We start from the raw sequence: 21414 nt of genomic DNA on the forward strand, positions 1-21414 counted from the left end.
TGATCTGGGGTTGAATCGCCGATGCGCCGTCGGCGAGGCGGGTTCCCAAGCCCAGCCGTCTTCAGGCGACGCTGGCGAGCGGGATCGGCCAATCGATCGCCTGCCCGATTAGCCCGGCATTGGCCTGGTCGGCAAGTCGCTCGGCTTCGCCTTGCGTCAGCCCGATCAGCAGCCGGCCTGCTATCTCCGCCGGGAGATCGGAAACCAGATCGCAGACAAGCCAGTCGTCGCAAGGATCCTGTATTGCCGCGAACCTCATAGGCGCTCCTTGTTTTAGCGCAAGCTAAAGTTCTGATGATGCCCAATCGTTCCATTGCGGGGCGATCAAATATCGAGAAAGAGGCACGGCCGAGCGCGGCACCGAGAGGAATTCATCTGCCTGGCCCGCGAGCTGCTCCGCCTCCTCGCGAATCGGGCCAAGCAGCAACATGTCCGGCATTCGCGCCGGGAAACCCGACCGTAAATCGAACACCATCCATTGGCCGCACGGATCCTGAAAGGCTGTAAACCTCATGGCCGACGTTCTATGTTTGCTTTGACGCAACTCCGAACGGAAGACTACGGCGAAGTCGCCGAGCATAACCGCTCACACTTTCCTGGAATTGCTCCAGCTATGCCCCAACGTAACGACTTGCGGGAATGCCTCCCGCGAGACTGCCCGGCCGGATTAATTCCAGCACTTTCACACAACATATAGTTGTCGGACCCCTGGCAAAAGAGGCTCTACAGTCCCTTCGGCATGCGACTCAAGTCTGATGGGCAGCGGATACTTTCCGGATGGGGAAGCGTGGCTGTTTGAAGGAAAATATCGCGTGAACTATCTGCTGGATGTCTTGCGGGAGATCCGTGGGGATGCGGCAATGCGCGTTGCCGACGGTCCAGACGTAACTCCGGCGCTGTGCCGCGGGTGGGTTTCCCGCTAGCCGCAAACGCGAAAAAGCCGCGGAGACCGCGGCTTTTCGTTTGCTTGATCCCTTGAAGGAAACTGGAGCGGGTGAGGCGATTCGAACGCCCGACCCCAACCTTGGCAAGGTTGTGCTCTACCCCTGAGCTACACCCGCTCGCGCGGCCTTGGGCCGCAAGCCGCGCCTATATGGCCGAAGAGCGCGGCGATTGCAACAGGGAAATGACGGTCTTTTTTGGCGCGAATTCTTCCCGCGGCGACGTTCGCGTCGAAAGCACCGAAGCGGCGGCGAAACCGGACTGCTCGCAAATCCGCAGGCAAGCCGCCGCCCGCTTTGCCCGCAATGGCTCCGGCGGCCTTGCCCCGATGGCACCGTTGGCCGTAAACGGCATGAGCCCTTTTTTGACCGCGCGAGGACCGATGCCGAAGACCGAAGCCGAGCTCAACGAATTTCTTGCCGATCTCGGCATTTCCGTCTCGACGGTCAGGCACCCGCCGCTGTTCACGGTCGCCGATTCGCAAGGCCTGCGTGGCGAGATTCCCGGCGGCCACACCAAGAACCTGTTCCTCAAGGACAAGAAGGACAATTATTTCCTCGTCACCGTCGGCGAGGACGCCGTGGTCGACCTGAAGCAGATCCACCACCTGATCGGCGCCGCCAGCCGGGTGTCGTTCGGCAAGCCGGAAATGCTGATGGAGCTGCTCGGCGTCATCCCCGGCGCGGTCACCGTTTTCGGCCTGATCAACGACACGGAAGGCAAGGTCAAGGTCGTGCTCGACGAGGCGTTGATGAGCCACGACGTCATCAACGGCCATCCGCTGACCAATGAGGCGACGACCTCGATCGCCGCCGCCGACCTTATCAGATTCGTCGAGGCAACCGGCCATGATCCTGTTATCCTGAAAGTCTCATGACCTTGAAAGTGCCCTTGCCTTGAAGGCCTTATTGCCTTGAAACTCGGGGGCTGATCGCCACATGGAAGGCGGTTGCGAAATCCGACAATGACGCGCCGGGCGCCGACGCCTGAGAGCGTGACCGAAAGGGCGACAAGATGAGTGACAACAATCCGTATAGCGGCGCGTTTGGCGGCAATGGCGGCCAGTATGCCCAGACGGTGCAATATGGCGGCGGCGACCGCGCCAAGGTTTCGCTCGGCGACGGCCCGGCGGCGGCCGACCTTATCAAGGACACCACAACCGCGACTTTCGCCGCCGACGTCATCCAGGAATCGCGCCGCCAGCCGGTGCTGGTCGACTTCTGGGCGCCATGGTGCGGGCCTTGCAAGCAGCTGACGCCGCAGCTCGAAAAGGCGGTGAAGAACGCCGGGGGCAAGGTCAAGCTGGTCAAGATGAACATCGACGATCACCCCTCGATCGCCGGCCAGCTGGGCATCCAGTCGATTCCCGCGGTCATCGCCTTCAAGGACGGCCAGCCGGTCGACGGGTTCATGGGCGCGGTTCCGGAAAGCCAGGTCGCCCAATTCATCGAGAAGGTCGGCGGCAAGGGAGGCGGCGCGCCGCAGATCGCCGACGCGCTTGCGGCGGCGGCCGAGGCGCGCACGGCCGGCGACGTCCAGACCGCGGCCGACATTTACGACGCGGTCCTCGAGCAGGCGCCGGAGACGATCGAGGCGGTCGCAGGCTTGGGCGAGATCCTGTACGATGCCGGGGACGTGGAAGGCGCCGAGGCCGTGCTGGCGCGAGCGCCCGAGGACAAGAAGGACGCACCCGCGCTGGCCGCGCTGCGCGCCAAGATGACGCTTGCCGCGGAAGCGGCCGCGCTCGGCAATCCGGCCGAGCTCGAGCGCCGGCTCGCCGCCAACCCCGCCGACCATCAGGCGCGCTTCGATCTGGCGATGATCCAGAACGCGCGCGGCGAGCGCGACGCGGCCGCCGACAATTTGCTGGCGATCGTCAAGGCCGACCGGACCTGGAACGACGACGGCGCCAGGGCGCAGCTGTTGAAGCTGTTCGAAGCCTGGGGAATGACCGACGAGGCGACGCTCGCGGCACGCCGCAAGCTCTCGTCGCTGCTGTTCTCGTAGGACGGTTTCGGCGATTCACAGAGCCGCCGAACCGCTTTAAGTTCGGTTTGCGCAATTCCGGACGGAAGGCTGCGGCGAAGTCGCCGACCCCAACTGATACTTTCCCGGAATTGCCGTGAATTTTTTGCCGGCTGTCGCGGCCGGCAGGCTTGCGCAGCGGGACATCAGCGCCAGATAAGGGCGGGGCCGGATGCCGATCGTGACGAATTCGCCGGTGCGAGAGGAGATTGCAGCTTGATACGCTTGCCGGCGTTGCTTTGGGAGGGTCGCGGTGCGCGTCGGTAACGCACTTTACAGGCTTGCCAAGGATCTGCCGGCGGCAATCCCGGTTTTCCCGCTCGCCGGCGCGCTGCTTCTGCCGGGCGGCCGCATGCCGCTCAACGTTTTCGAGCCGCGCTATCTGCAGATGATCGATCTGGCGATGGCCGGCTCGCGGCTGATCGGCATGATCCAGCCCAGCCTCGACGGCGCATTGCGCGACGACGGCGAGCCTGAACTGTGCAGCGTCGGCTGCGCCGGGCGCATCATCTCGCTCGCCGAGACGGGCGACGGGCGCTATTTGATCTCGCTGCAGGGCGTGTGCCGGTTTCGCATTGTGCAGGAGCTTACGGCAAAGGCGCCGTTCCGGCAGTGCAAGATCGCGCCGTTTCTCGCCGACCTCGAGGAAGACCCGGCCGGCGCCGACGTCGACCGGCCGGCGCTGCTCAAGGCTTTTCGTTCCTATCTGCAGGCCAACGACCTCGAGGCCGACTGGGAAAGCGTCAGCCGCGCCGAAAACGGCATGCTGGTCAACGCGCTGTCGATGATGGCGCCCTACGGGCCGGCCGAGAAGCAGGCGCTGCTGGAAGCGCCGGACCTGAAGACGCGCGCCGAAACGCTGATCGCCATCACCGAAATGACGCTGGCGCGCGAGGATGATGAGTTTGGCTCGAGTCTACAATAAGTGTATTGATATTCAGGTGAGCCCGGCCTGCGAACGGCAGCTTCCTGCGCTTCCGGTGCTCACGTACGTTAAGTACGCTCCGCTCCGGTTCTCGGAAGCCACCGTTCTCGACTCGGCCTGACCTGAATCTCAACACACTTAGACCGTATAGTGGACAAGGGAAGAGTGCGATGGCGGCGGACGGACGCGACGGACGAAAAGCCACGGTCGACCCGAAGCTGCTGGAGCTGCTCGCCTGCCCTCTGACCAAAGGACCGCTAACCTGGGACCCCGAGCGCAACGAGCTGGTCTCGCGCGTGGCGAAGCTCGCTTATCCGGTACGCGACGGCATCCCGATCATGCTGCCCTCGGAGGCGCGCACGATCTCGGCCGAGGACATGCTGACCCCACCGCCGCCCCGGCTCGGCGGGGCTTCGTGAAGACCCTTTGCTGACAACCGGAACGCTGGCGGGACAGCACCCCCCTCTGCCCTGCCGGGCATCTCCCCCGCAAGGGGGGAGATTGGCAGCTTGGGCGTCGCGCCCTTCTTTCGACGTCGCCAATTGGCGAAAGCCGCGCAACATCTGATCTCCCCCCTTGCGGGGGAGATGGCCGGCAGGCCAGAGGGGGGTGTGAAGGAACGCGGCTTCACAATTCTTCCTCATCTTGGCGTCTTCGCTCCGATTGAGGTCGAAGGCCTCTGCCTCACTGAAAATTCCGCCCTTTCGGCATGACTTGTTGCGCGGCACCCGACAGGGTCTCGATCTCCTGATGGACAGGCCGGCCACGGCTTGCGGCGGCTCCAACCGGCCGTTCGGCGGGATTATGCTCGATGACCGGCCGATTGGCGGTCTCCAGCAGCACGCTCAGCCAGGACGTCAAATCCTCGATCCGGTCGGCGACGATGTGGATGACGTCCGATTCATGCTGCAGCTTGCCGGTGACGCGGATGAAGCGCGCGCCCATGACCACCGGGCGGAAGCGGTCGAAGACGCGTGGCCAGATGATGACGTTGGCGATCGATTTTTCGTCTTCCAGCGTGAGGAAAATGGCATTGCCCTTGCCCGGACGCTGGCGCACCAGCACCAGCCCGGCGACGGAAACGCGGCGGCCGTCGCGCACAGACGGCAGGCGGGCGTTGGGGGTGACGCCGGCGCGATCCAGCCGTTCGCGCAGGAAGGCGACGGGGTGTTCCTTCAAAGATAGGCCGAGCGAGCGGTAATCGTGGACGACATGCTCGCCGAGCGGCATTTTCGGCAGCTTCGTTTCCGGCTCCAGCTCGCGCAGGCGAAGCGAGGGCTGGTCGAACAACGGCAATTTCTCGGCGGCGCTCTTGCCGTCAAGGGCGCGGACTTCCCAGAGCGCGGCACGGCGGTCGAGGCCGATCGAGCGGAAGGCGTCCGCTTGCGCCAATCGTTCGATCTCGCCGACATCGAGGCCCGAACGCAGCCAGACGTCCCTGACCGAGCGATAGCCGTCGCCGCGGCGGGCGACGACTATATCCATGCGCTCTTCGGACAGGCCCTTGATCTGGCGGAAGCCGAGGCGGACGGCGTGAGCCGTCTCGATGACGCCGCGCATCGAGGCGTGGCGCTCGAGAATGCGGGACGGATCGAAGGCGGTTTCCTCCAGCGTGCAGTCCCAGACGGAATGGTTGATGTCGACCTCGCGCACCTCGACGCCATGGTCGCGCGCATCGCGCACGAGCTGGGCCGGCTGGTAAAAACCCATCGGCTGGGAATTCAGGATCGCGGCGCAGAACACGTCCGGATAAAAGGTCTTGAACCAGCAGGAGGCGTAGACAAGCAGCGCGAAGGAGGCGGCGTGGCTTTCGGGAAAGCCATATTCGCCAAAGCCTTCGATCTGCTTGAAGCAGCGCTCGGCGAACTCTCTGGGATAGCCTTTCTTGACCATTCCCTCGACCATTCGCGTTTCATAGTTTCCTATCGTGCCGGTGCGTTTGAAGGTCGCCATGGCGCGGCGCAACTCGTCTGCCTCACCCGGCTTGAAGCCGCCGGCGACAATGGCGATCTTCATCGCCTGCTCCTGAAACAAAGGCACTCCAAGGGTCTTGCCGAGAATCTCTTCCAACTCAGGCTTGGGGTATTCGGCCTTCTCCTTGCCCTGCCGCCGGCGCAGATAGGGATGCACCATGTCGCCCTGGATCGGGCCGGGGCGCACGATCGCCACCTCAATGACGAGGTCGTAGAAATTCTTTGGCTTGAGGCGCGGCAGCATCGACATCTGCGCACGCGACTCGATCTGGAAGACGCCGAGCGTGTCGGCTCTTTGGATCATGGCGTAAACGCGCCTGTCCTCTTCGGGAAGGGTCGCGAGCACATAAGGCTGTCCAAATGGATCCCGCGCCCGCGGATAATGATCGGTGAGCAAGGTGAAGGCGCGCTTCAGGCAGGTCAGCATGCCGAGCGCCAGCACGTCCACCTTGAGGATCTTCACCGCGTCGAGATCGTCCTTGTCCCACTCGACCATCTTGCGCTCCTCCATCGCCGTCTTGACGATGGGCACGACCTCGTCGAGCCGGTCGCGGGTGATAACGAAGCCGCCGACATGCTGGGAAAGATGGCGGGGAAAGCCCATGATCTCGTTGGCGCGTTCCAGCACCTGACGTGACAACGGATCGGTGCGGTCGAGGCCGCCGGCATTGGCTTCCCTTTCGCCGAGCTCGGAGGTCGACCAGCCCCAGATGGTGCTGGAGAGCGCGCTGCGGACATCCTCCGACAAGCCCATGGCCTTGGCCACCTCGCGCAGGGCCGAGCGGCCGCGATAGCTGATGACGGCGGCGGCCAAGGCGGTGCGCTTGGCGCTGTATTTCGTATAGATGTACTGAATGACCTCTTCGCGCCGCTCATGCTCGAAGTCGACGTCGATGTCGGGCGGCTCGTTGCGTTCCTCCGAGATGAAGCGCTCGAACAAGGTGTCGATGCGCTCGGGTCCGACCTCGGTGATGCCGATGCAGAAGCAGATGATCGAATTGGCGGCCGAACCGCGGCCTTGGCAAAGGATGCCCTGGCTGCGGGCGAATTTGACGATGTCATGGACGGTGAGGAAATAGCGGGCATAGTTCAGGCGCTCGATCAAAACGAGCTCGCTGTCGATGCGTTTCAGCACATCCTCGGGAACGCCGGCCGGATAGCGAACGGCCGCGCCTTCCCGCGCCAACCGTTCGAGCTCGGCCTGCGGTCCAAGCCCGGATTCGGTCGGCTCGTCCGGATAATTGTATTCGAGGTCGCTGAGCGAGAAGGCGAGCTCGTCGGCGAAGCGCAGCGTCTCGGCCAAAGCCTGCGGGTGACGGCGGAAAAGCCGCGCCATCTCCAGCGGCGGCTTCAGGTGGCGCTCGGCATTGGCCATCAGCTCCAGCCCGACCTCGGAAACCGGCGTGTTGAGGCGGATCGCGGTCAGCACGTCCTGCAGCGGACGGCGATCGGCGGCATGGTAGAGCACGTCGTTGGTCGCCATCAGCGGGACGCGGGCATGCTCGGCCATCGCGGAAGCCTGCTCGATGCGGAAACGGTCGTTGCCGGCATAATCCGGCGCCACGGCCAGCCGGAGCGCCGCGCCGAAGCAATCCTTAAGCCGGCTAATGAATGCCAGGTTGTCTTGTGCGCCTGCCGACAGATCGGGCAGGATCGCCAGCGACATCCGATCGCCCCATTCGAGCAGGTCGCTCAACTGGAGCAGCGTCGCGCCCTTCTCGTTCTCGTCGCGCAAATTGGCTTGCGTGAGCATGCGGCAGAGATGCCCCCAGCCCTGGCGGTCGCGGGGATAGGCGAGGATATCCGGCGTGCCGTCGCCAAACACCAGGCGGCAGCCGGGATGATAGGCGAGCTTCTCCACCTTGGCCTGTTGCCAGGCACGCACGACGCCAGCGACCGTGTTCCTGTCGGCAAGCCCGATCGAGGCAAAGCCGTAGAATTTCGCCGTGACCACCAGCTCCTCGGGCTTGGAGGCGCCGCGCAGGAAGGAGAAATTCGAGCTTATGCCGAACTCGGCATAGGGGATGACGGTCAGCGCATTCATGCGAACACCCCATGCATGAACCAGCGCGGCGGCGCGGCCTGCGCGGCGCTGCTGTAAAGGCCCTGGCGGTAGAGCCAGTAGCGGCGCCCCTCGCTGTCCTCGATGCGGTAATAGTCGCGGGTCGGCGCCTCTTCCTCGCCGGGCAGCTGGCGCCACCATTCGGCGGCGATGCGCTCCGGCCCTTCGGCGCGGGCGACACGGTAGAGCGCGCGCCGCCAGCGGAAATTCATCGGCGGTCCCTCCGGGATCTCGGTCGCCGGCACCTCGATCGGCTCGGGCGAGCGGAACAGGCGCACCGGCCGCTCCGGCGGGTAAACGGTCATCGGTGGCGCTGTTCGGGGCGGCGGCGTCCGTCCGGCCGCCGGGGCGCGTCCTTGCGGCGCTTCGGCGAAAGGTACGGTTTTGACGGCGCGTTCCGGCAGATGGCTTTCGACGACCACCGGCTTCAGCACGGCGGCTTCGCCGAGACGGGCGCGGACGCGGTCGGCAAAGAGCGCGATGTCGGCGTCATCGTCGTCGGTCTCGCCGGTGAGGTCGCCCTGAGCCAAGTCGAAGGCCGCGACCGACAGCACGGACAGCCGCACGAGATCGAAGCCGAAGCCGGCGTCGATGCTCTGCTCCAGCGCGGTGAGCCGCTCATGGAACAGTCTTTGGATCAGCCGCGGCTCGCGCATCGGGCGGGAGGTGCCGACGGCGATGCGGTTGACGGCGCCATCGACGCGGAAGAGAAGCAGCGCCAGCGTCCTTGCGCCCTCGCCGCGGCGTTCGAGGTCGGTCTTCAAGGCGATCGCCAGCCGGCTCACCAGCCGCTCGATGTCGTCGGTGAGCACGACCGGCTCGGCAAGATGGCGCTCGACCGAGAGCGGCGCCACGGGAAGGCGCGGCGACACGGCCTCGTCGAGGCGGCCGAGCGCCTGGTCGAGGCGCAGAAGCAAGGTGGCGCCGAAACGGCGGGCGAGCGGCGCGCGGGGTGCTGCCATCACCGCGCCGGCGGTGCGCAAGCCCACACTTTCCAGGCTGGCGCGGGTCTCCGGCGCGATGCGCAGCGCCGACAAGGGCAGTGGCGAAAGCAGCGCCTCTTCCTCGCCGCCGGCCACGATGCGATCGCCATGGAAGCGCGCCGCCGCCCAGGCGGCGCCCGGCGTCGAGGCCAGCCCGGCGCGGACATCGAAGCCCTGCTGGAAGAAGCGGGCGAGGATCTCGTCCTGCATGGCGCGCTCGCCGCCGAACAGATGCGTGCAGCCGGTGACGTCGAGGAACAGCCCGTCCTCGCCGTCGATCGCCACCAGCGGCGTGTAGCGGTCGCACCAGTCGGCAAGGCCTTCGAGCAGGCGGCGGTCGGCTTCCGGATCTGCCTCGACCACATCGATCGAGGGATGCATGGCGCGCGCATCGGCGATGCCCATGCCGCGCTTCAATCTGAGCGCCTCAGCCCGCTCGTCGAGGGCTGCGATGCGCTGGGTGTTGTTGTCGCGATGGCTGATCACCAGCGGCGGCTGAGGCGACGGCAGGCGATGCGAGGGCCGGGAACGCCAGGACCGCCCCAGACGCTGGCGCAGGATCCGCTCCGCGGCCAGATGCGGGAACCACAGCGACAGAATTCTCTGTTCTTTCTGCAAAAGCGTGCTCATCGGGGTTCCACTCCAGTGTGAACTGTCCAGGCAGGGCCGTGCGGCTCTTGCCGATATCGACTTTGAAGGCCGGGCGGCCGATCGAGCCGGCGAGCGGCCCGGCGAGGGTCTCGCGGCTTGCCGCGGGCGCCGCCGAAACGATGAGGCGCACCGGAGCGGCGGTGGGATCGGCCTCGCCGGCCTGGCGCAGCAAAAGCAGCGGGCGGCCGGCGCTCCGGGCCCGCGCATGCAGCCGGCGCGTGGCGGTGAGGTCGAGAAGCCGCTGACTGCCGCGGATCTCGAGGATGACCGCGGCAAAGGCCGTCATGCGGGCCGCCTCCTCGGCGATCCACAGCGCGTCGAGCAGCTTCGGCGCCTCGGAAAACAGCAATTGCCCAGGCTCGATGCCGAACAGGGCATGAAGGCCCCTGGCATAGGGCATGCCGGCCTCGTGGAAGATTTCCGCCGTGCCGACCCAGAGGATCGGCAGACCCTGCTTCTCCCTGAGGACCAGGCTTACGAGCGAGAGCGCGAAGCCGGCAACGGCGCCGGCATCGCGGGTCTCCAGGCCATGGATTTCGCTGAGCGCCGCCTTGGGCAGGCCGCCGCCAAGCGCTGCATCGAGCCTATCGATGCCGGTGTGCAGGAAGGCATCCGCCGAAGCCACGGCAAGGCCGCGCCGGACAATCGTCATGTCCGGCCCGGCGGCATCGCTGGGTGTTTGGTTTTGCGCCATTCCGGACGGAAAACTGCTTCGCACTTTTCCTGGAATTGCTTCGGGCGCGCACCCCGAGGGCGCCTGCAGGCGCTCGGGCAGCGTTCCCTCGATCTTCGCGATCTGGCGGCGCAGGGCAAAAACAGTGTCCCGCGCCACGGCGCTCATCGCCATGACGTTCACTTCCAGCAGCAATTGTTCCTGTTATGTTCCTATAGATTCCAGAGGCGCCCGGAAGAGTCAAGCAGAGTCGCAAGGAATTTATTCCTTCGTCTTTTACCCTGAAAGCGAACACCCCAGCCGGTCCATTTGCCTCAATCGGCGTGAAAGCCTATATGCCGGGATTAAAGGACATTTCATGGCCCGCATCTACAAGACCCGCACCTGGCACGACCAGCTCTCGCCGTCGATGGACGAGATGGAGCTTCTGGCGCTGGAGGCCTATGCCCATCTGCCGGACGAGTTCCGCAAGCTCACCGGCGAGATCATCATCCAGATCGCCGAGTTCCCGACCGACGAGATCATGGACGATCTGTCGCTGGAGACGCCCTTCGACCTGCTCGGCCTGTTCGAGGGGCGCGGCATCGCCGAGCGCTGGAACCCGCAGACCGGCGAAGGTCCAAACCGCATCACGCTCTACCGCCGCGCCATCCTCGACTACTGGGCCGAGAATGAAGAGACGATGGGCGACATCGTCACCCATGTGCTGATCCATGAGATCGGCCACCATTTCGGCCTGTCGGACGACGACATGGAGCGGATCGAGGAGGCGGCGGAGCAGGCGGCGGCTGGGTGAGCACGCACTTCGTCATCCTAGGGCGAAGCAAGGAGCGAAGCGACGCGCGTAGACCCTAGGATCCATGCCATTCATCAACACCAAGCCCGCGGTGCAGAACGGAACGCCTGCCGCCCGATACCGCAATTTCCCTATATTCTGGCCCGCCGCGCCCTTCGGCAGAGGGAACGGAATGGATCCTAGGGTCTGCGCTCCGCTTCGCGTCGCTACGCCCTAGGATGACGAATGAGAGAGCCTGCTGCCCTCCTACCAGTCGCTGAGCTTGGTGTCGGCTGTGTAGTCCTGGCCTTCGACGTCCTTCACCACGGCCTGGCCGCAGCGCATCGACTTCGTCTGCTGGTCAAAGGCATAGGTCGGCGAGCCGAACAGGTGCCAGCCCTTGTTCAGGGCTGCCGTCACCTTGTGGCAGAAAGTTGAATCGTCCGGACCGGACAGAAAGCGGTAGAGTTTCATTTATCGAGCCTATCTTGAAGACCGGCGCATCATGCGCCGATGATCGCGGCCTTCGCCAGAAGTTTCTCGGCTTCCGCCAGATGCAGCCGTTCGACCATGCGCCCGTCCATCGCAATCACGCCCTTGCCGGCATTCTCGGGCCGCGCGAACGCATCCTTGATCGCATGGGCCGCAGCCAGCCTCTCGGGCGACGGCGAAAAAGCGCGGTTCGCCGGCTCGATCTGGGCGGGATGGATCAGCGACTTGCCGTCAAAGCCCATGGCGGCCCCGTCGGCGCATTCGCGGGCAAAAGCGTCGAGATCGCGAAAATCATTGGCAACGCCATCGATGACGTCGAGACCGCCGGCCCGCGCCGCAAGCACCAGCTGCATCAGCCACGGCATCAGATAGCGTCGGTCGGGCGTCGCCAGGATGCCGGTCGCCTTCACCAGGTCATTCGTTCCGGTCACGAAACAAGCCAGCCTCGAAGCCGGATCGCGGCCGAGTTCGGCGATGGCGCCGATGTTGAGCAGCGCCTTGGGCGTCTCGACCATCGCCCATAGTTTCACGCTGTCCGGCGCGAAATTGTCGTCGAGCAGGTCGCCGGCCTCGAGGATGTCGCGCGGCGTGGCGATCTTGGGCAGAAGAATGCCGTCGGGCTCGGCCTTGGCCACTGCCAATAGGTCATGGGTGCCCCATTCGCTGGCCAAAGGATTGATGCGCACCACCATCTCGCAGCGCCGTTCGGGGCGCGCAGCCAGGATGCCGGCAATCTTGTCGCGCGCAACTTTTTTGCCGGCGGGCAGGACGGCATCCTCGAGATCGATGATGACGGCGTCGCAGGCCAGGGAGCCGATCTTCGCGAGCGCCTTGTCGTTCGAGGCAGGAATGTAGAGCACCGAACGGCGCGGGCGGTAGGGTTCTTGAGCCATCGCCGATCTATGCCGGGTGACGGCGGATGAGGCAAGGCGGAGGGGACAGGACAATCGCATATGGCAGCGCCAGCCCCCGCTCCGTCTCGGCGCTGCGCGCCGAGCCACCTCTCCCCCACTTTATGGGGGCGAGGAAACGCTAATCGCCGAGGGCGCGCGACCTTCGCAGGCCTGGGTTCCTCGCCCCCGCCAGAGGCGGGGGAGAGGTGGCTCGGCGAAGCCGAGACGGAGAGGGGGAGCGCCCTACGCGATTATCCCGCGAAAAGGCGACCTGCCTGCACTAAATCTGCAAATCCCTGCTGAAAAGCTCCAGGATTCCGCCGCGCACTTACCGCACCGGCCGGCGAAACCGGCGCCATGCGAACACCTCATACATCCCGCTGGTCGCTGCCGCGCCGGCTCCGCAATGAAGGCTGGTGGCTCGTCGAGCCGCAAAGACCATGCCATGGGGCGGGTATCCTGCTTTTCGCCCCGAGGCCGCTCCACTCCGGATCGAAAACAATTTCGCATTTTTCCCTGGAATTGCTCTAATCCTGCCGCATCCAACCTTACGCGCCGGGCCGCTGATTTCATGCCGCACAACATTCTCGTCGCCGACGACGACCCGCATATCCGCGAGATCATCTGCTTCGCGCTGGAAAAGGCCGGCATGAAGACGGCCGCCGTCGCCGACGGCGCAGCGGCGCTGCAAGCGGTCGAGCGCCGCGCGCCCGATCTCATCGTGCTCGATATCGGCATGCCGGAGATGGACGGGCTGGAGGTCTGCCGCAGGTTGCGGCAAAAGTCCGACGTGCCGGTGCTGTTTTTGTCCGCGCGCGACGAGGAGATCGACCGGGTGCTCGGGCTGGAGATGGGCGGCGACGATTATGTGACGAAACCGTTCAGCCCGCGCGAGCTGGTCGCCCGCGTCAACGTCATCCTGCGGCGCGCGCGTCCGGCGCCGGTCGAAGAAGAAGCCGACGACCGTCAATTCGCGCATGGCAAGCTCATGCTCGTCCCGGCAAGCCATGAAGCCAGCTTCGACGGCAAGCCGCTCATCTTGACGGCGATCGAGTTCGCGATCCTGAAGGGCTTTCTCGCCCGCCCGCAGCATGTGCTTGGCCGCGACGCGGTGATGGCCAATGCCTATGCCTCCAACATCCATGTCTCGGAGCGCACGGTCGACAGCCATATCCGCAATGTGCGGGCCAAGCTGGCGGCGGTCGGCTGTCTCGACGCGATCGCGACGGTGCATGGCGTCGGCTTCCGGCTCGGCCGATGCGGTGGTTGAGCAAGGAGAAGTGGCGGCCCAGGCTTGCCACTGTCGTCGTCGTCATCCTCATCCTGGTGATGGCGCTGCCGCTGGTCGGGCTGTTCTTCTTCCGGCTCTACGAGAACCAGCTCATCCGCCAGACCGAAGGCGAGCTCATCGCGCAAGGCGCGGTCGTCGCCGCCGTCTATGCCCAGGAGGTGCGCGCCGCAGGCATTCCCCAGGAAAAACTGGGGTCGCCGATCTCGGCCGATCCGGCAAGGGACAACAACTATCCCTATGATCCGATCGAGCCGCGCCTCGACCTTGCCTCGGACGATGTCATGCCGACGCGCCCGGCGGCGCTTCCCGCCACCGCCGATCCGGCCTTCGCGGCAATAGGCGCGCGGCTCGACGGCATTCTCGACGAGACGCAGAAAACGACGCTTGCCGGCTTCCGCCTGCTCGACCCGCGCGGCGTGGTGATCGCCGGCGGCGACGAGGTCGGCCAGTCGCTTGGCGATGTCGAGGAGGTGCGGACCGCGCTTTCAGGCGCTTATGCCAGCGCGCTCAGGCTGCGCATTCCCGACCAGCCGCCGCCGCCACTCTACTCGGTGAGCCGCGGCACCAGGGTGCGCGTCTTCGTCGCCCTGCCGGTCGAGCTCGACGGCCGGGTCGCGGGCGTGGTCTATCTGTCGCGAACGCCGAACAACATCGTCAAGCACCTCTATGGCGAGCGCGGCAAGGTGACGTTGGCGGCGATCGCCATCCTCGGCGGCACGCTGCTGATCGCGCTGGTGTTCATCCGTACTGTCAGCCGGCCGATCTACGCGCTGATCGAGCGGACGAAACGCATCGCCGCCGGCGACCGCGAGGCGATCAGGCCGCTCGCCCATCACGGCACGCGCGAGATGGCGGCGCTGTCGGCGGCGTTCCTCGACATGGCGCAAAAACTGCAGGCGCGCTCCGACAGCATCCAGACCTTCGCCACCCATGTCTCGCATGAGCTGAAATCGCCATTGACTGCGATCCAGGGCGCGGCGGAGCTGCTGAGGGATTCCGGCGGCGCCATGGACGAGGCCGAGCGCAAGCGTTTCTCCAACAACATCGTCACCGACGCCGGGCGGCTCAATCTCCTGGTGCGCCGGCTGCTTGACCTGGCGCGCGCTGAAAATCTGGAACCGAGCGGCGAAGACACGACACTTCGTGCTGCGTTGGCATCCTTGCCGGTCGACACAAGGCTGGAAACGCGGCTTGAAGGCGGCGGCGATATCAGGCTCGGCATCTCGGCTGAGAATCTCGGCATCGTGCTCGCCAATCTCATCGACAATTCGGCACGACATGGCGCCCGGCAGGTGGCGATCCATGCTTCAGCCGATGGCGAGCGCGCGTCGGTCCAGATCGGCGACGACGGCGACGGGATCTCGGCCGCCAACCGCGCCAGGATCTTCGAGCCGTTCTTCACCACGCGGCGCGAGACCGGCGGCACCGGCATGGGGCTCGGCATCGTGCTGGCCCTCCTGAAAGCGCATGATGGCACGATCAGGCTGGTTGACTCCGAGCGCGGCACGCGCTTCGAGATCGATCTTCCTGCATTGATTTGAGCGTGCGAACCCGAGCGTCGGGATCATGCTCTGAAGTCGGAGAACCAAAAGCGTGCGCTACGACATCGTCATCATCGGCGGGGCCATCGTCGGGTCCTCGGTCGCCTATTATTTGCGCGAGGAGGGCTTTACTGGTTCCATCGCGCTGATCGAGCGCGATCCGCAATTCTCGCATGCGGCGACGACCTTGTCCTGCGCCTCGATCCGCCAGCAATTCTCGATCCCTGAAAACATCCGCCTGTCGCAGTTCACGCTGAAACTGTTCCGGCGGCTGAAGGAAACCTTCGGCGCCGATGCCGATATCGGCTTTCGCGAGGGCGGCTATCTCATCCTCGCCGGCGAGACCGGGCTGCCGATCCTCAAGGCCAATCACGAGACGCAGGTCGCCGAGGGCGCCGACATCGTGCTGGAGGATGCCGGCCAGCTGACGCAGCGTTTCTCTTGGCTGTCGGCCGAAGGCATTTCCGCCGGCGCCTATGGCCGCAGCGGCGAAGGCTGGTTCGACGCGCATGCCATGCTGATGCTGTTCCGCAAGGCGCTGCGCGACAAGAAGATCGATCTCATCACCGCTTCCGTCACCGCCATCGCGCGCGACGGCAACCGCGTCACCAGTGTAAGCCTCGACAATGGCGAGACGCTGGAAGCCGGCATTGTCGTCAACGCGGCCGGGCCGAATGCCGGCAAGGTCGCCGCCTTGGCCGGGCTGGCGCTGCCGGTCGAGCCGCGCAAGCGCAATGTCTTCGTCTTCGAAGCGCGCGAGAAATTCGCCGACATGCCGCTGCTGGTGGATCCGTCCGGCATCTATGTGCGGCCCGAGGGCTCGGTCTACATCACCGGCGGCGCCGAGCCGGAGGAAGGCGATCATGCGCCCGATCCGACGGATTTCGAGGTCGAGTGGCCGCTGTTCGAAGAGGTGATCTGGCCAGTCCTAGCCACCCGCATCCCGGCCTTCGAGGCGATCAAGCCGACGCGCGCCTGGGTCGGGCATTACGACTACAACACGCTCGATCAGAACGCGGTGATCGGCCCGCATCCGGAGGTGGAGAATTTCCTGTTCGCCAACGGCTTCTCCGGCCATGGCCTGCAGCAGGCGCCGGCGGTGGGGAAGTCGATCGCCGAGCTCATCGTGCATGGCGGGTATCGGACGGTGGATTGCAGGGCGTTCGGATATAGCCGTGTGGCGGAAGGAAGGGCGTTCAGGGAACTGAATGTGATCTGAGGGGCTGCCCCCTTCCCCCCTTGTGGGGGAAGGTGTCGCCGAAGGCGACGGATGAGGGGTGTTCCAGGGAAAGCCAACGTCTCACTCCGCTGGAACACCCCTCATCCGTCTCGGCGCTGCGCGCCGATCCACCACCCGGCCCTTCGCAGGCTCAGGGCGTTCGAAGCTCGACAAGCCAAGCAATTGGCTTTTCGTCCGCTGCGCGGACCGCTTCTCACCCCACAAGGGGAGAAGGTGGCGCTAAGCCGCCTGCCGTCCGTCACTAAAATATGTTTGCAGCCATCCAAGCACCCGCGCCCAGCCTTCGGCATGTTCCGCCGCGGCGTCCGGGAAACCTGCGAAGCCGCCATGGCAGATAGTGAGCCGCGTGCCGCCGGCGATCGGCTCCAGCAGATAGGCGAGGGTCGTTTCGCGCCGGCCGAGCGCCGGATGGTCCCAGTCGTAGCGCCGCGTCTGCACGATCCGGCGCGGCATTTCGATTTCGAGAAACTCTCCGCCGGCGGGCAGGCGCCTGCCGTCGGCGGTTCGCACCGTGACACGCCAGCTTCCGCCGACGCGCAGATCGGCGTTCCAGCCGGTCATGCGGTAAGTTTCGGGCGAACCCCACCAGCGCTCGACGTCGCTGGTTATCAGCGCCGCGCCAACCTCGTCCGGCGAGGCGGGAAGCTCGGCCGAGGCCATGACCGTGTCCGCATTCGCCATGGCTTGCGGCAAGGATAATTGAAGCATCGAATCCACCTCTGCCAACAATTGTCTCGTGTCCGAACGAACCTTTACTCCTTCGACGGCGGGCGCTCGAAACCCTTGCCGGTCTCGAGCAGGCTCTTGAGGCTCGCCAGCACCAGCGGCCAGCCCTTGGCGACGTTCTGGATCAGCCTGTGCGGCCCGTCGGCCTCGTGGGTGACGGCGAGCTTCATCAATTCGCCGTCGGGCTCGATGGTGAAGGTGCAGCGGGTGTAGCCGTCCTCCTTCACCTCGGGCATCCATTCGTTGCGCCATTTGATCACCAGACGCCGCGGCGGGTCGATCTCGAGGATCTCGCCGGAATCGGCGATGCGGCCGTCGGGGAAGACCAGTTTCCAGCTCGAGCCGACCTTCCAGTCGCTCTCCTGGTAGGAGCTGAGGAAGAACCGCCGGTTGAATTCCGGGTCAGTCAGCGCCTGCCAGAGTTTTTCAGGCGTGGTGCGGATGTAGGTGACATAGACAAAACTGTTCTCGCTCACGGCTCTTCCCTTTCAAGGCGTTGCTTCAGGTCGCTGAGAGCGGCAAGCCGCCCCCGCTCGAACTTGCCGATCCAGCGCTCGGCGATCTCGTTGATCGGAACGAGGTTGAGGTAGTGCTCCTTCTCGCGGCCTCGGCGCATAGTGGTGACGAGGTTCGCCTCCTCGAGGATCGCCAAATGCTTGGTCACCGCCTGGCGCGTCATCTCCATATGCTCGCAGAGCGCGTTCAGCGTCTGCCCGTTCCGGGCATAGAGGCTGTCCAGCAATTGCCGGCGGGTCGGGTCGGCCAAAGCGCGAAACACAGCATCCATGCTCATGACTTTAATATGCAACCATTTGGTTGCATGTCAAGCGCTAGCGAAAATATTCTGCAGCCTGATTGCTGCTTGCCTGAGTTTTCTTGCTTCCCGGATTGTGCCTGTCTTGAGGCGGCTTCGATTTTGAGCAGCGCCTTCCCCCACTCCGTCGCTGCTTCGCAGCGCCACCTCTCCCCCCTCCGGAGGGAGAGGAAGGGAGCCAGGCTGAATGAAGTTCGCGTCCTTCCTCTCCCCCGTCGATCGGGGGAGAGGTGTCGAGCGAAGCTCGACGGAGTGGGGGTCGATCTGGCTTGCCGGTTCCAGGCAGGAGTCAGCTCCGATATCGGTGGCGGTTCAGGTCAGCGCTTGCGGGAGAACCAGAACGCGTCGGTCATGCGCGTCATGCCGATGCGCTCGTAGAAGCCGACGGCATTGGGCATCGAGATCAGGCTGATGGCGACCGAAGGGCCAAGGTGGCGCTGTGCTTCGTCCATCAGGCCCTTGCCGACGCCGAGCCCTTGCGCCGTCTTGGAGACGGCGAGCTCGGAGATGTAGCAGACCCAGGAAAAATCGGTGACGCCGCGCGCGACGCCGATCAGCGGCTTGCCTTCGATGTCGAGCCGCGCTGTCAGCACCAGATTGGCATTGCCGAGCATTATCTTCAGGCGCGCTTCGTCGTCGACGGGCCGTGTTGCACCGAGGCCGGATTCCACCAGCACGCGGCGGAATTCGGCGACGTCGAGCGCGGGTTCGCTGGCGTAAAGGACTTTTGAAGGATCGGCCATGGCCGCAGATTGCACCAGCCGGCCAGGATTTCGAAGCCGTTTTTTGAGGTGTTCCAGCTCCGGCGCGCATGCCATGCTCGACATTGGCCCAAGGCCCGCGCACGAACAGTTGCCTTTCATTTGCCGCCGGCTTTGTGTAAACCGTCCGGCAAAATTCCCCGCAAGCCACGAAGAAGACGGGCAAGGACCATGGATAAATTCACCAAGCTCACCGGCGTCGCCGCGCCCATGCCGATCGTCAATGTCGACACCGACATGATCATCCCCAAGGATTATCTCAAGACGATAAAGCGCACCGGGCTCGGCACCGGGCTTTTCGCCGAGATGCGCTACAATGAGGACGGCTCGGAGAACCCGGATTTCGTGCTCAACAAGCCGGCCTACCGCAAGGCGCAGATCCTGGTCGCCGGCGACAATTTCGGCTGCGGTTCGAGCCGCGAGCACGCGCCCTGGGCGCTGCTAGATTTCGGCATACGCTGCGTGATCTCGACCTCGTTCGCCGACATCTTCTACAACAACTGCTTCAAGAACGGCATCCTGCCGATCACCGTCAGCCCGGAAGACCTCGACAAGCTGATGGACGACGCCTCGCGCGGCGCCAACGCAACGCTGTCGATCGATCTCGAGGCCAAGGAAATCCGCGGGCCGGATGGCGGCGTGGTCAAATTCGACCTCGACGACTTCAAGCGCCACTGCCTTTTGAACGGCCTCGACGACATCGGGCTGACCATGGAGAAGGCCGGCGCCATCGCGTCCTTCGAGAAGAAGAATGCCGAGCAGCGCCCCTGGGCCTGAGAGACCGTTTGGAAATTCTACTCCGGCGGCCATCTGATGGCGGTTTCTGCGCTTCCGTTGCTCACGGACCAAATGTCCGCTGCGCTACGGTTCTCGAAACCACCACCATATGACTCGCCAGAGCGAATTTCGAAACAGTCTCTGGGCGGCATGGCTTAAATCAATAGGCTCCGGCCTTCGCAGGCCGGGTCGTGGCGGCTGAATGGAGGGACAGTCATGACACGCTTGCTTCTGGCCGCCGCTGGCACATCGGCGGCAATCCTTCTCGCCACGGTCGGCGCCAATGCGCAGACCACCGCGCCGGCCACGCAGCCGGCGCCCGCCGCGTCCGACCAGCCGGCGACCGATCAAGGCGCGTCCGACCAGGGCAACGACCAGGCCGCGTCGGATGACGACAAGCAGGCGCCGATCCCGTTCGAGGGCGGGCAGCTCACCATCACGCAGCCGGAGCAGGACAGCGAAAGGGTGCTTGCCTATGACGGCAAGCAGTTGGCCAGCAATTACGACGTCTTCTTCGACAAGATCGTCAAGATCGGCGACGTCAATGTGGCGCTGGTCGATGTCGGCGACGGCGGCAACCAGTGCGGGCCGGCCAAGGTCATCGTCTGGAAGCCGAAGGACGGCGAGATCCAGACCACCACGGTCGAGCAGGACGAATGCGGCGCGCCGCCGGCAGCAGTCTCCGACAGCGCCATCTATTTCGTGCCCTATCTGCTGCCGGGCGAGTCCAAGCCGGCGCTGCAATGGTCGCCCACGGAAGGGCTGACGACCTCCGGCACCCTGACCTACACGCCGGAGCCCGGCACCGGCTGGAAGGATGTCGACCCGTCGAAATTGGATAACATCATTGATGCCTTCCACAACGAGGCCGTCTACAAGGCCGGACAGGCGTTGCTGGGCAACGACATGCCCGACATGGCGACCAGCCTTCTGGTCGGCGGCGGCACCGAAAAGACGGCGTCCGGCGCCTTCTACGCCACCGGCTGCGTGCCGCATGACTGCGGCGGCAATGACGGCTTCATGGCCGTCGACCCGGCCAAGCAGAAAGTCTATTTCGCCCGCCGCGGCGACAATGGCGAGCCGCAGGCCTGGCCGTCGATGAAGGATTGGCCGGACGACATCAAGAAGGCGTATGACGACGCGCAGGGGAACTAGGGATTCGGTTCAGCGCGGCTTCGTCATCCACGGGCGGAGCGACGCAAAGCGGAGCGCAGACCCGAGGATCCATGCCGTGACCGCTGCCGGAGAGCGCGAGGGTCCAGAATTCTGCACGGTTGGCGGCGCTTCGGCGTAACGGAATGGATTCCAGGGTCTGCGCGCGTCGCTTCGCTCCTTGCTCCGCCCTGGAATGACGACGGGAGGGACGGCCATCGCTAATCTCCGAGGCCTGCGCTTGCCTTCGTGACAATCGTCCGTCCGGCTTGGCCCACGACCTGACCCGTCTTCCCCTGCTAAGACCGATGCAACCAACGCGAGGCCACCCCATGCGCAAGCTCATCTCCACCGGCTCGCCCTTCGAGAAAACCGCCGGCTATTCGCGCGCGGTGGTGCAGGGCGACTGGTGTTTTGTCTCCGGCACGACCGGCTATGATTATGCCACTATGACCATGCCCGACACGGTCGAGGCGCAGACGCGCAATTGCCTCGCCACCATCGCCAAGGCGCTCGCCGAGGGCGGCTTCGACATGACCGATGTGGTGCGGGCGCATTACTACATCACCGACCAGGCCTATGTTGACGTGGTCTTCCCGATCCTCGGCGAGGCATTCGGCGACATCCGCCCGGCGGCGACGATGATCGTGTGCCAGCTCAACAAGCCGGAGATGAAGATCGAGATCGAGGTGACGGCGCTGAGGCGCACGGCATAGGA

The 21414-nt window shown here is 64.9% G+C and carries 22 protein-coding genes and 1 tRNA gene; 11 read left to right on the plus strand and 12 right to left on the minus strand.

Annotated elements, in window-relative coordinates:
- Positions 1 to 61 precede the first annotated feature (61 nt).
- The 3 genes from FJ423_RS26655 to FJ423_RS26665 form a co-directional block, all read right to left on the minus strand.
- Positions 62 to 259 (minus strand): hypothetical protein, encoded by a 198-nt coding sequence (locus FJ423_RS26655; protein ID WP_140845947.1) that lies wholly within the window; start codon positions 257 to 259, stop codon positions 62 to 64.
- A 24-nt stretch (positions 260 to 283) separates the two neighbouring features.
- Entirely contained in the window at positions 284 to 580 is a 297-nt protein-coding gene (locus FJ423_RS26660; RefSeq protein ID WP_140845948.1) for a hypothetical protein, read from the minus strand.
- A 406-nt stretch (positions 581 to 986) separates the two neighbouring features.
- Positions 987 to 1061 (minus strand) — tRNA-Gly (locus tag FJ423_RS26665).
- Positions 1062 to 1324: 263 nt separating this feature from the next.
- Between FJ423_RS26665 and FJ423_RS26670 the strand changes: the two genes are divergently transcribed.
- The 4 genes from FJ423_RS26670 (at position 1325) to FJ423_RS26685 (ending at position 4311) form a co-directional block, all read left to right on the plus strand.
- Positions 1325 to 1819 carry a prolyl-tRNA synthetase associated domain-containing protein gene (locus FJ423_RS26670; RefSeq protein ID WP_140845995.1) on the plus strand — a complete coding sequence of 165 codons (495 nt, stop codon included), beginning with the start codon at positions 1325 to 1327 and terminating at the stop codon, positions 1817 to 1819.
- A 137-nt stretch (positions 1820 to 1956) separates the two neighbouring features.
- Positions 1957 to 2949, plus strand: a complete 993-nt coding sequence (trxA, locus tag FJ423_RS26675) for a thioredoxin (protein ID WP_140845949.1) — start codon at positions 1957 to 1959, stop codon at positions 2947 to 2949.
- Positions 2950 to 3220: 271 nt separating this feature from the next.
- Positions 3221 to 3892, plus strand: coding sequence for an LON peptidase substrate-binding domain-containing protein (locus FJ423_RS26680; RefSeq protein ID WP_095769837.1), 672 nt, complete (start codon positions 3221 to 3223; stop codon positions 3890 to 3892).
- Positions 3893 to 4062: 170 nt separating this feature from the next.
- Positions 4063 to 4311 (plus strand): Trm112 family protein, encoded by a 249-nt coding sequence (locus FJ423_RS26685; RefSeq protein ID WP_140845950.1) that lies wholly within the window; start codon positions 4063 to 4065, stop codon positions 4309 to 4311.
- A 265-nt stretch (positions 4312 to 4576) separates the two neighbouring features.
- Here the strand turns inward: FJ423_RS26685 and FJ423_RS26695 are convergent, their stop codons facing one another.
- Genes FJ423_RS26695 through FJ423_RS34315 form a run of 3 tightly spaced genes read right to left on the minus strand, consistent with a single transcriptional unit; the run spans position 4577 to position 10408 of the window.
- Positions 4577 to 7909, minus strand: coding sequence for an error-prone DNA polymerase (locus FJ423_RS26695; protein WP_140845951.1), 3333 nt, complete (start codon positions 7907 to 7909; stop codon positions 4577 to 4579).
- Positions 7906 to 9396, minus strand: a complete 1491-nt coding sequence (locus FJ423_RS26700) for a DUF6504 family protein (protein WP_140845952.1) — start codon at positions 9394 to 9396, stop codon at positions 7906 to 7908. The genes FJ423_RS26695 and FJ423_RS26700 overlap by 4 nt, the downstream gene beginning before the upstream one ends.
- Positions 9338 to 10408, minus strand: a complete 1071-nt coding sequence (locus tag FJ423_RS34315) for a hypothetical protein (protein ID WP_140845996.1) — start codon at positions 10406 to 10408, stop codon at positions 9338 to 9340. The genes FJ423_RS26700 and FJ423_RS34315 overlap by 59 nt, the downstream gene beginning before the upstream one ends.
- Positions 10409 to 10592: 184 nt before the next feature.
- Between FJ423_RS34315 and FJ423_RS26710 the strand changes: the two genes are divergently transcribed.
- On the plus strand, positions 10593 to 11030 hold the full coding sequence (locus tag FJ423_RS26710; RefSeq protein ID WP_095769832.1) for a metallopeptidase family protein: 438 nt from the start codon (positions 10593 to 10595) through the stop codon (positions 11028 to 11030).
- 246 nt (positions 11031 to 11276) lie between these two features.
- Here FJ423_RS26710 and FJ423_RS26715 read toward each other — a convergent pair whose 3' ends face one another.
- Positions 11277 to 11483 (minus strand): DUF1737 domain-containing protein, encoded by a 207-nt coding sequence (locus FJ423_RS26715; protein WP_140845953.1) that lies wholly within the window; start codon positions 11481 to 11483, stop codon positions 11277 to 11279.
- A 29-nt stretch (positions 11484 to 11512) separates the two neighbouring features.
- The gene (locus FJ423_RS26720) at positions 11513 to 12394 is read right to left on the minus strand and encodes a CoA ester lyase (protein WP_181174910.1); all 882 of its coding nucleotides are present in this window, start codon (positions 12392 to 12394) and stop codon (positions 11513 to 11515) included.
- Positions 12395 to 12965: 571 nt separating this feature from the next.
- On the opposite strand from FJ423_RS26720, the gene FJ423_RS26725 reads away from it, so the two are divergent.
- The 3 genes from FJ423_RS26725 to FJ423_RS26735 are packed head-to-tail and all read left to right on the plus strand — an operon-like array spanning position 12966 to position 16445.
- A complete protein-coding gene (locus FJ423_RS26725) occupies positions 12966 to 13664 on the plus strand; it encodes a response regulator transcription factor (RefSeq protein ID WP_140845955.1) in 699 nt (232 codons plus the stop codon).
- A complete protein-coding gene (locus tag FJ423_RS26730) occupies positions 13652 to 15226 on the plus strand; it encodes a HAMP domain-containing sensor histidine kinase (RefSeq protein ID WP_140845956.1) in 1575 nt (524 codons plus the stop codon). Before FJ423_RS26725 ends, FJ423_RS26730 begins: the two co-directional genes overlap by 13 nt.
- A gap of 52 nt (positions 15227 to 15278) precedes the next feature.
- Positions 15279 to 16445, plus strand: coding sequence for an FAD-binding oxidoreductase (locus FJ423_RS26735; RefSeq protein WP_140845957.1), 1167 nt, complete (start codon positions 15279 to 15281; stop codon positions 16443 to 16445).
- A gap of 240 nt (positions 16446 to 16685) precedes the next feature.
- Here FJ423_RS26735 and FJ423_RS26740 read toward each other — a convergent pair whose 3' ends face one another.
- The 4 genes from FJ423_RS26740 to FJ423_RS26760 form a co-directional block, all read right to left on the minus strand.
- The gene (locus tag FJ423_RS26740) at positions 16686 to 17174 is read right to left on the minus strand and encodes an SRPBCC domain-containing protein (protein ID WP_140845958.1); all 489 of its coding nucleotides are present in this window, start codon (positions 17172 to 17174) and stop codon (positions 16686 to 16688) included.
- A gap of 44 nt (positions 17175 to 17218) precedes the next feature.
- Positions 17219 to 17668, minus strand: coding sequence for an SRPBCC family protein (locus FJ423_RS26745; RefSeq protein ID WP_140845959.1), 450 nt, complete (start codon positions 17666 to 17668; stop codon positions 17219 to 17221).
- A complete protein-coding gene (locus FJ423_RS26750; RefSeq protein WP_140845960.1) occupies positions 17665 to 17985 on the minus strand; it encodes a metalloregulator ArsR/SmtB family transcription factor in 321 nt (106 codons plus the stop codon). The genes FJ423_RS26745 and FJ423_RS26750 overlap by 4 nt, the downstream gene beginning before the upstream one ends.
- Positions 17986 to 18323: 338 nt before the next feature.
- Positions 18324 to 18749 (minus strand): GNAT family N-acetyltransferase, encoded by a 426-nt coding sequence (locus FJ423_RS26760; protein WP_140845961.1) that lies wholly within the window; start codon positions 18747 to 18749, stop codon positions 18324 to 18326.
- Positions 18750 to 18938: 189 nt separating this feature from the next.
- Between FJ423_RS26760 and leuD the strand changes: the two genes are divergently transcribed.
- The 3 genes from leuD (at position 18939) to FJ423_RS26775 (ending at position 21412) form a co-directional block, all read left to right on the plus strand.
- Complete coding sequence (leuD, locus tag FJ423_RS26765) at positions 18939 to 19544, plus strand: 3-isopropylmalate dehydratase small subunit (protein ID WP_140845962.1); 606 nt, start codon at positions 18939 to 18941, stop codon at positions 19542 to 19544.
- Positions 19545 to 19760: 216 nt separating this feature from the next.
- Positions 19761 to 20699 (plus strand): hypothetical protein, encoded by a 939-nt coding sequence (locus FJ423_RS26770; protein WP_140845963.1) that lies wholly within the window; start codon positions 19761 to 19763, stop codon positions 20697 to 20699.
- A 329-nt stretch (positions 20700 to 21028) separates the two neighbouring features.
- Entirely contained in the window at positions 21029 to 21412 is a 384-nt protein-coding gene (locus FJ423_RS26775; protein ID WP_140845964.1) for a RidA family protein, read from the plus strand.
- Positions 21413 to 21414: the final 2 nt, after the last annotated feature.

The sequence above is a fragment of the Mesorhizobium sp. B2-8-9 genome (genome assembly GCF_006439475.1).
Taxonomy (GTDB): domain Bacteria; phylum Pseudomonadota; class Alphaproteobacteria; order Rhizobiales; family Rhizobiaceae; genus Mesorhizobium.

Bases quoted from the DNA above. Each gene is read 5' to 3' on its own strand.
- FJ423_RS26710 (WP_095769832.1), top strand. From the start codon at position 10,593: ATGGCCCGCATCTACAAGACCCGCACCTGGCACGACCAGCTCTCGCCG.
- FJ423_RS26720 (WP_181174910.1), bottom strand. From the start codon at position 12,394: ATGGCTCAAGAACCCTACCGCCCGCGCCGTTCGGTGCTCTACATTCCT.
- FJ423_RS26740 (WP_140845958.1), bottom strand. From the start codon at position 17,174: ATGCTTCAATTATCCTTGCCGCAAGCCATGGCGAATGCGGACACGGTC.
- leuD (WP_140845962.1), top strand. From the start codon at position 18,939: ATGGATAAATTCACCAAGCTCACCGGCGTCGCCGCGCCCATGCCGATC.
- FJ423_RS26660 (WP_140845948.1), bottom strand. From the start codon at position 580: ATGCTCGGCGACTTCGCCGTAGTCTTCCGTTCGGAGTTGCGTCAAAGC.
- trxA (WP_140845949.1), top strand. From the start codon at position 1,957: ATGAGTGACAACAATCCGTATAGCGGCGCGTTTGGCGGCAATGGCGGC.
- FJ423_RS26685 (WP_140845950.1), top strand. From the start codon at position 4,063: ATGGCGGCGGACGGACGCGACGGACGAAAAGCCACGGTCGACCCGAAG.
- FJ423_RS26760 (WP_140845961.1), bottom strand. From the start codon at position 18,749: ATGGCCGATCCTTCAAAAGTCCTTTACGCCAGCGAACCCGCGCTCGAC.
- FJ423_RS26695 (WP_140845951.1), bottom strand. From the start codon at position 7,909: ATGAATGCGCTGACCGTCATCCCCTATGCCGAGTTCGGCATAAGCTCG.
- FJ423_RS34315 (WP_140845996.1), bottom strand. From the start codon at position 10,408: ATGGCGATGAGCGCCGTGGCGCGGGACACTGTTTTTGCCCTGCGCCGC.
- FJ423_RS26715 (WP_140845953.1), bottom strand. From the start codon at position 11,483: ATGAAACTCTACCGCTTTCTGTCCGGTCCGGACGATTCAACTTTCTGC.
- FJ423_RS26730 (WP_140845956.1), top strand. From the start codon at position 13,652: ATGCGGTGGTTGAGCAAGGAGAAGTGGCGGCCCAGGCTTGCCACTGTC.
- FJ423_RS26725 (WP_140845955.1), top strand. From the start codon at position 12,966: ATGCCGCACAACATTCTCGTCGCCGACGACGACCCGCATATCCGCGAG.
- FJ423_RS26670 (WP_140845995.1), top strand. From the start codon at position 1,325: ATGCCGAAGACCGAAGCCGAGCTCAACGAATTTCTTGCCGATCTCGGC.
- FJ423_RS26770 (WP_140845963.1), top strand. From the start codon at position 19,761: ATGACACGCTTGCTTCTGGCCGCCGCTGGCACATCGGCGGCAATCCTT.
- FJ423_RS26775 (WP_140845964.1), top strand. From the start codon at position 21,029: ATGCGCAAGCTCATCTCCACCGGCTCGCCCTTCGAGAAAACCGCCGGC.
- FJ423_RS26750 (WP_140845960.1), bottom strand. From the start codon at position 17,985: ATGAGCATGGATGCTGTGTTTCGCGCTTTGGCCGACCCGACCCGCCGG.
- FJ423_RS26655 (WP_140845947.1), bottom strand. From the start codon at position 259: ATGAGGTTCGCGGCAATACAGGATCCTTGCGACGACTGGCTTGTCTGC.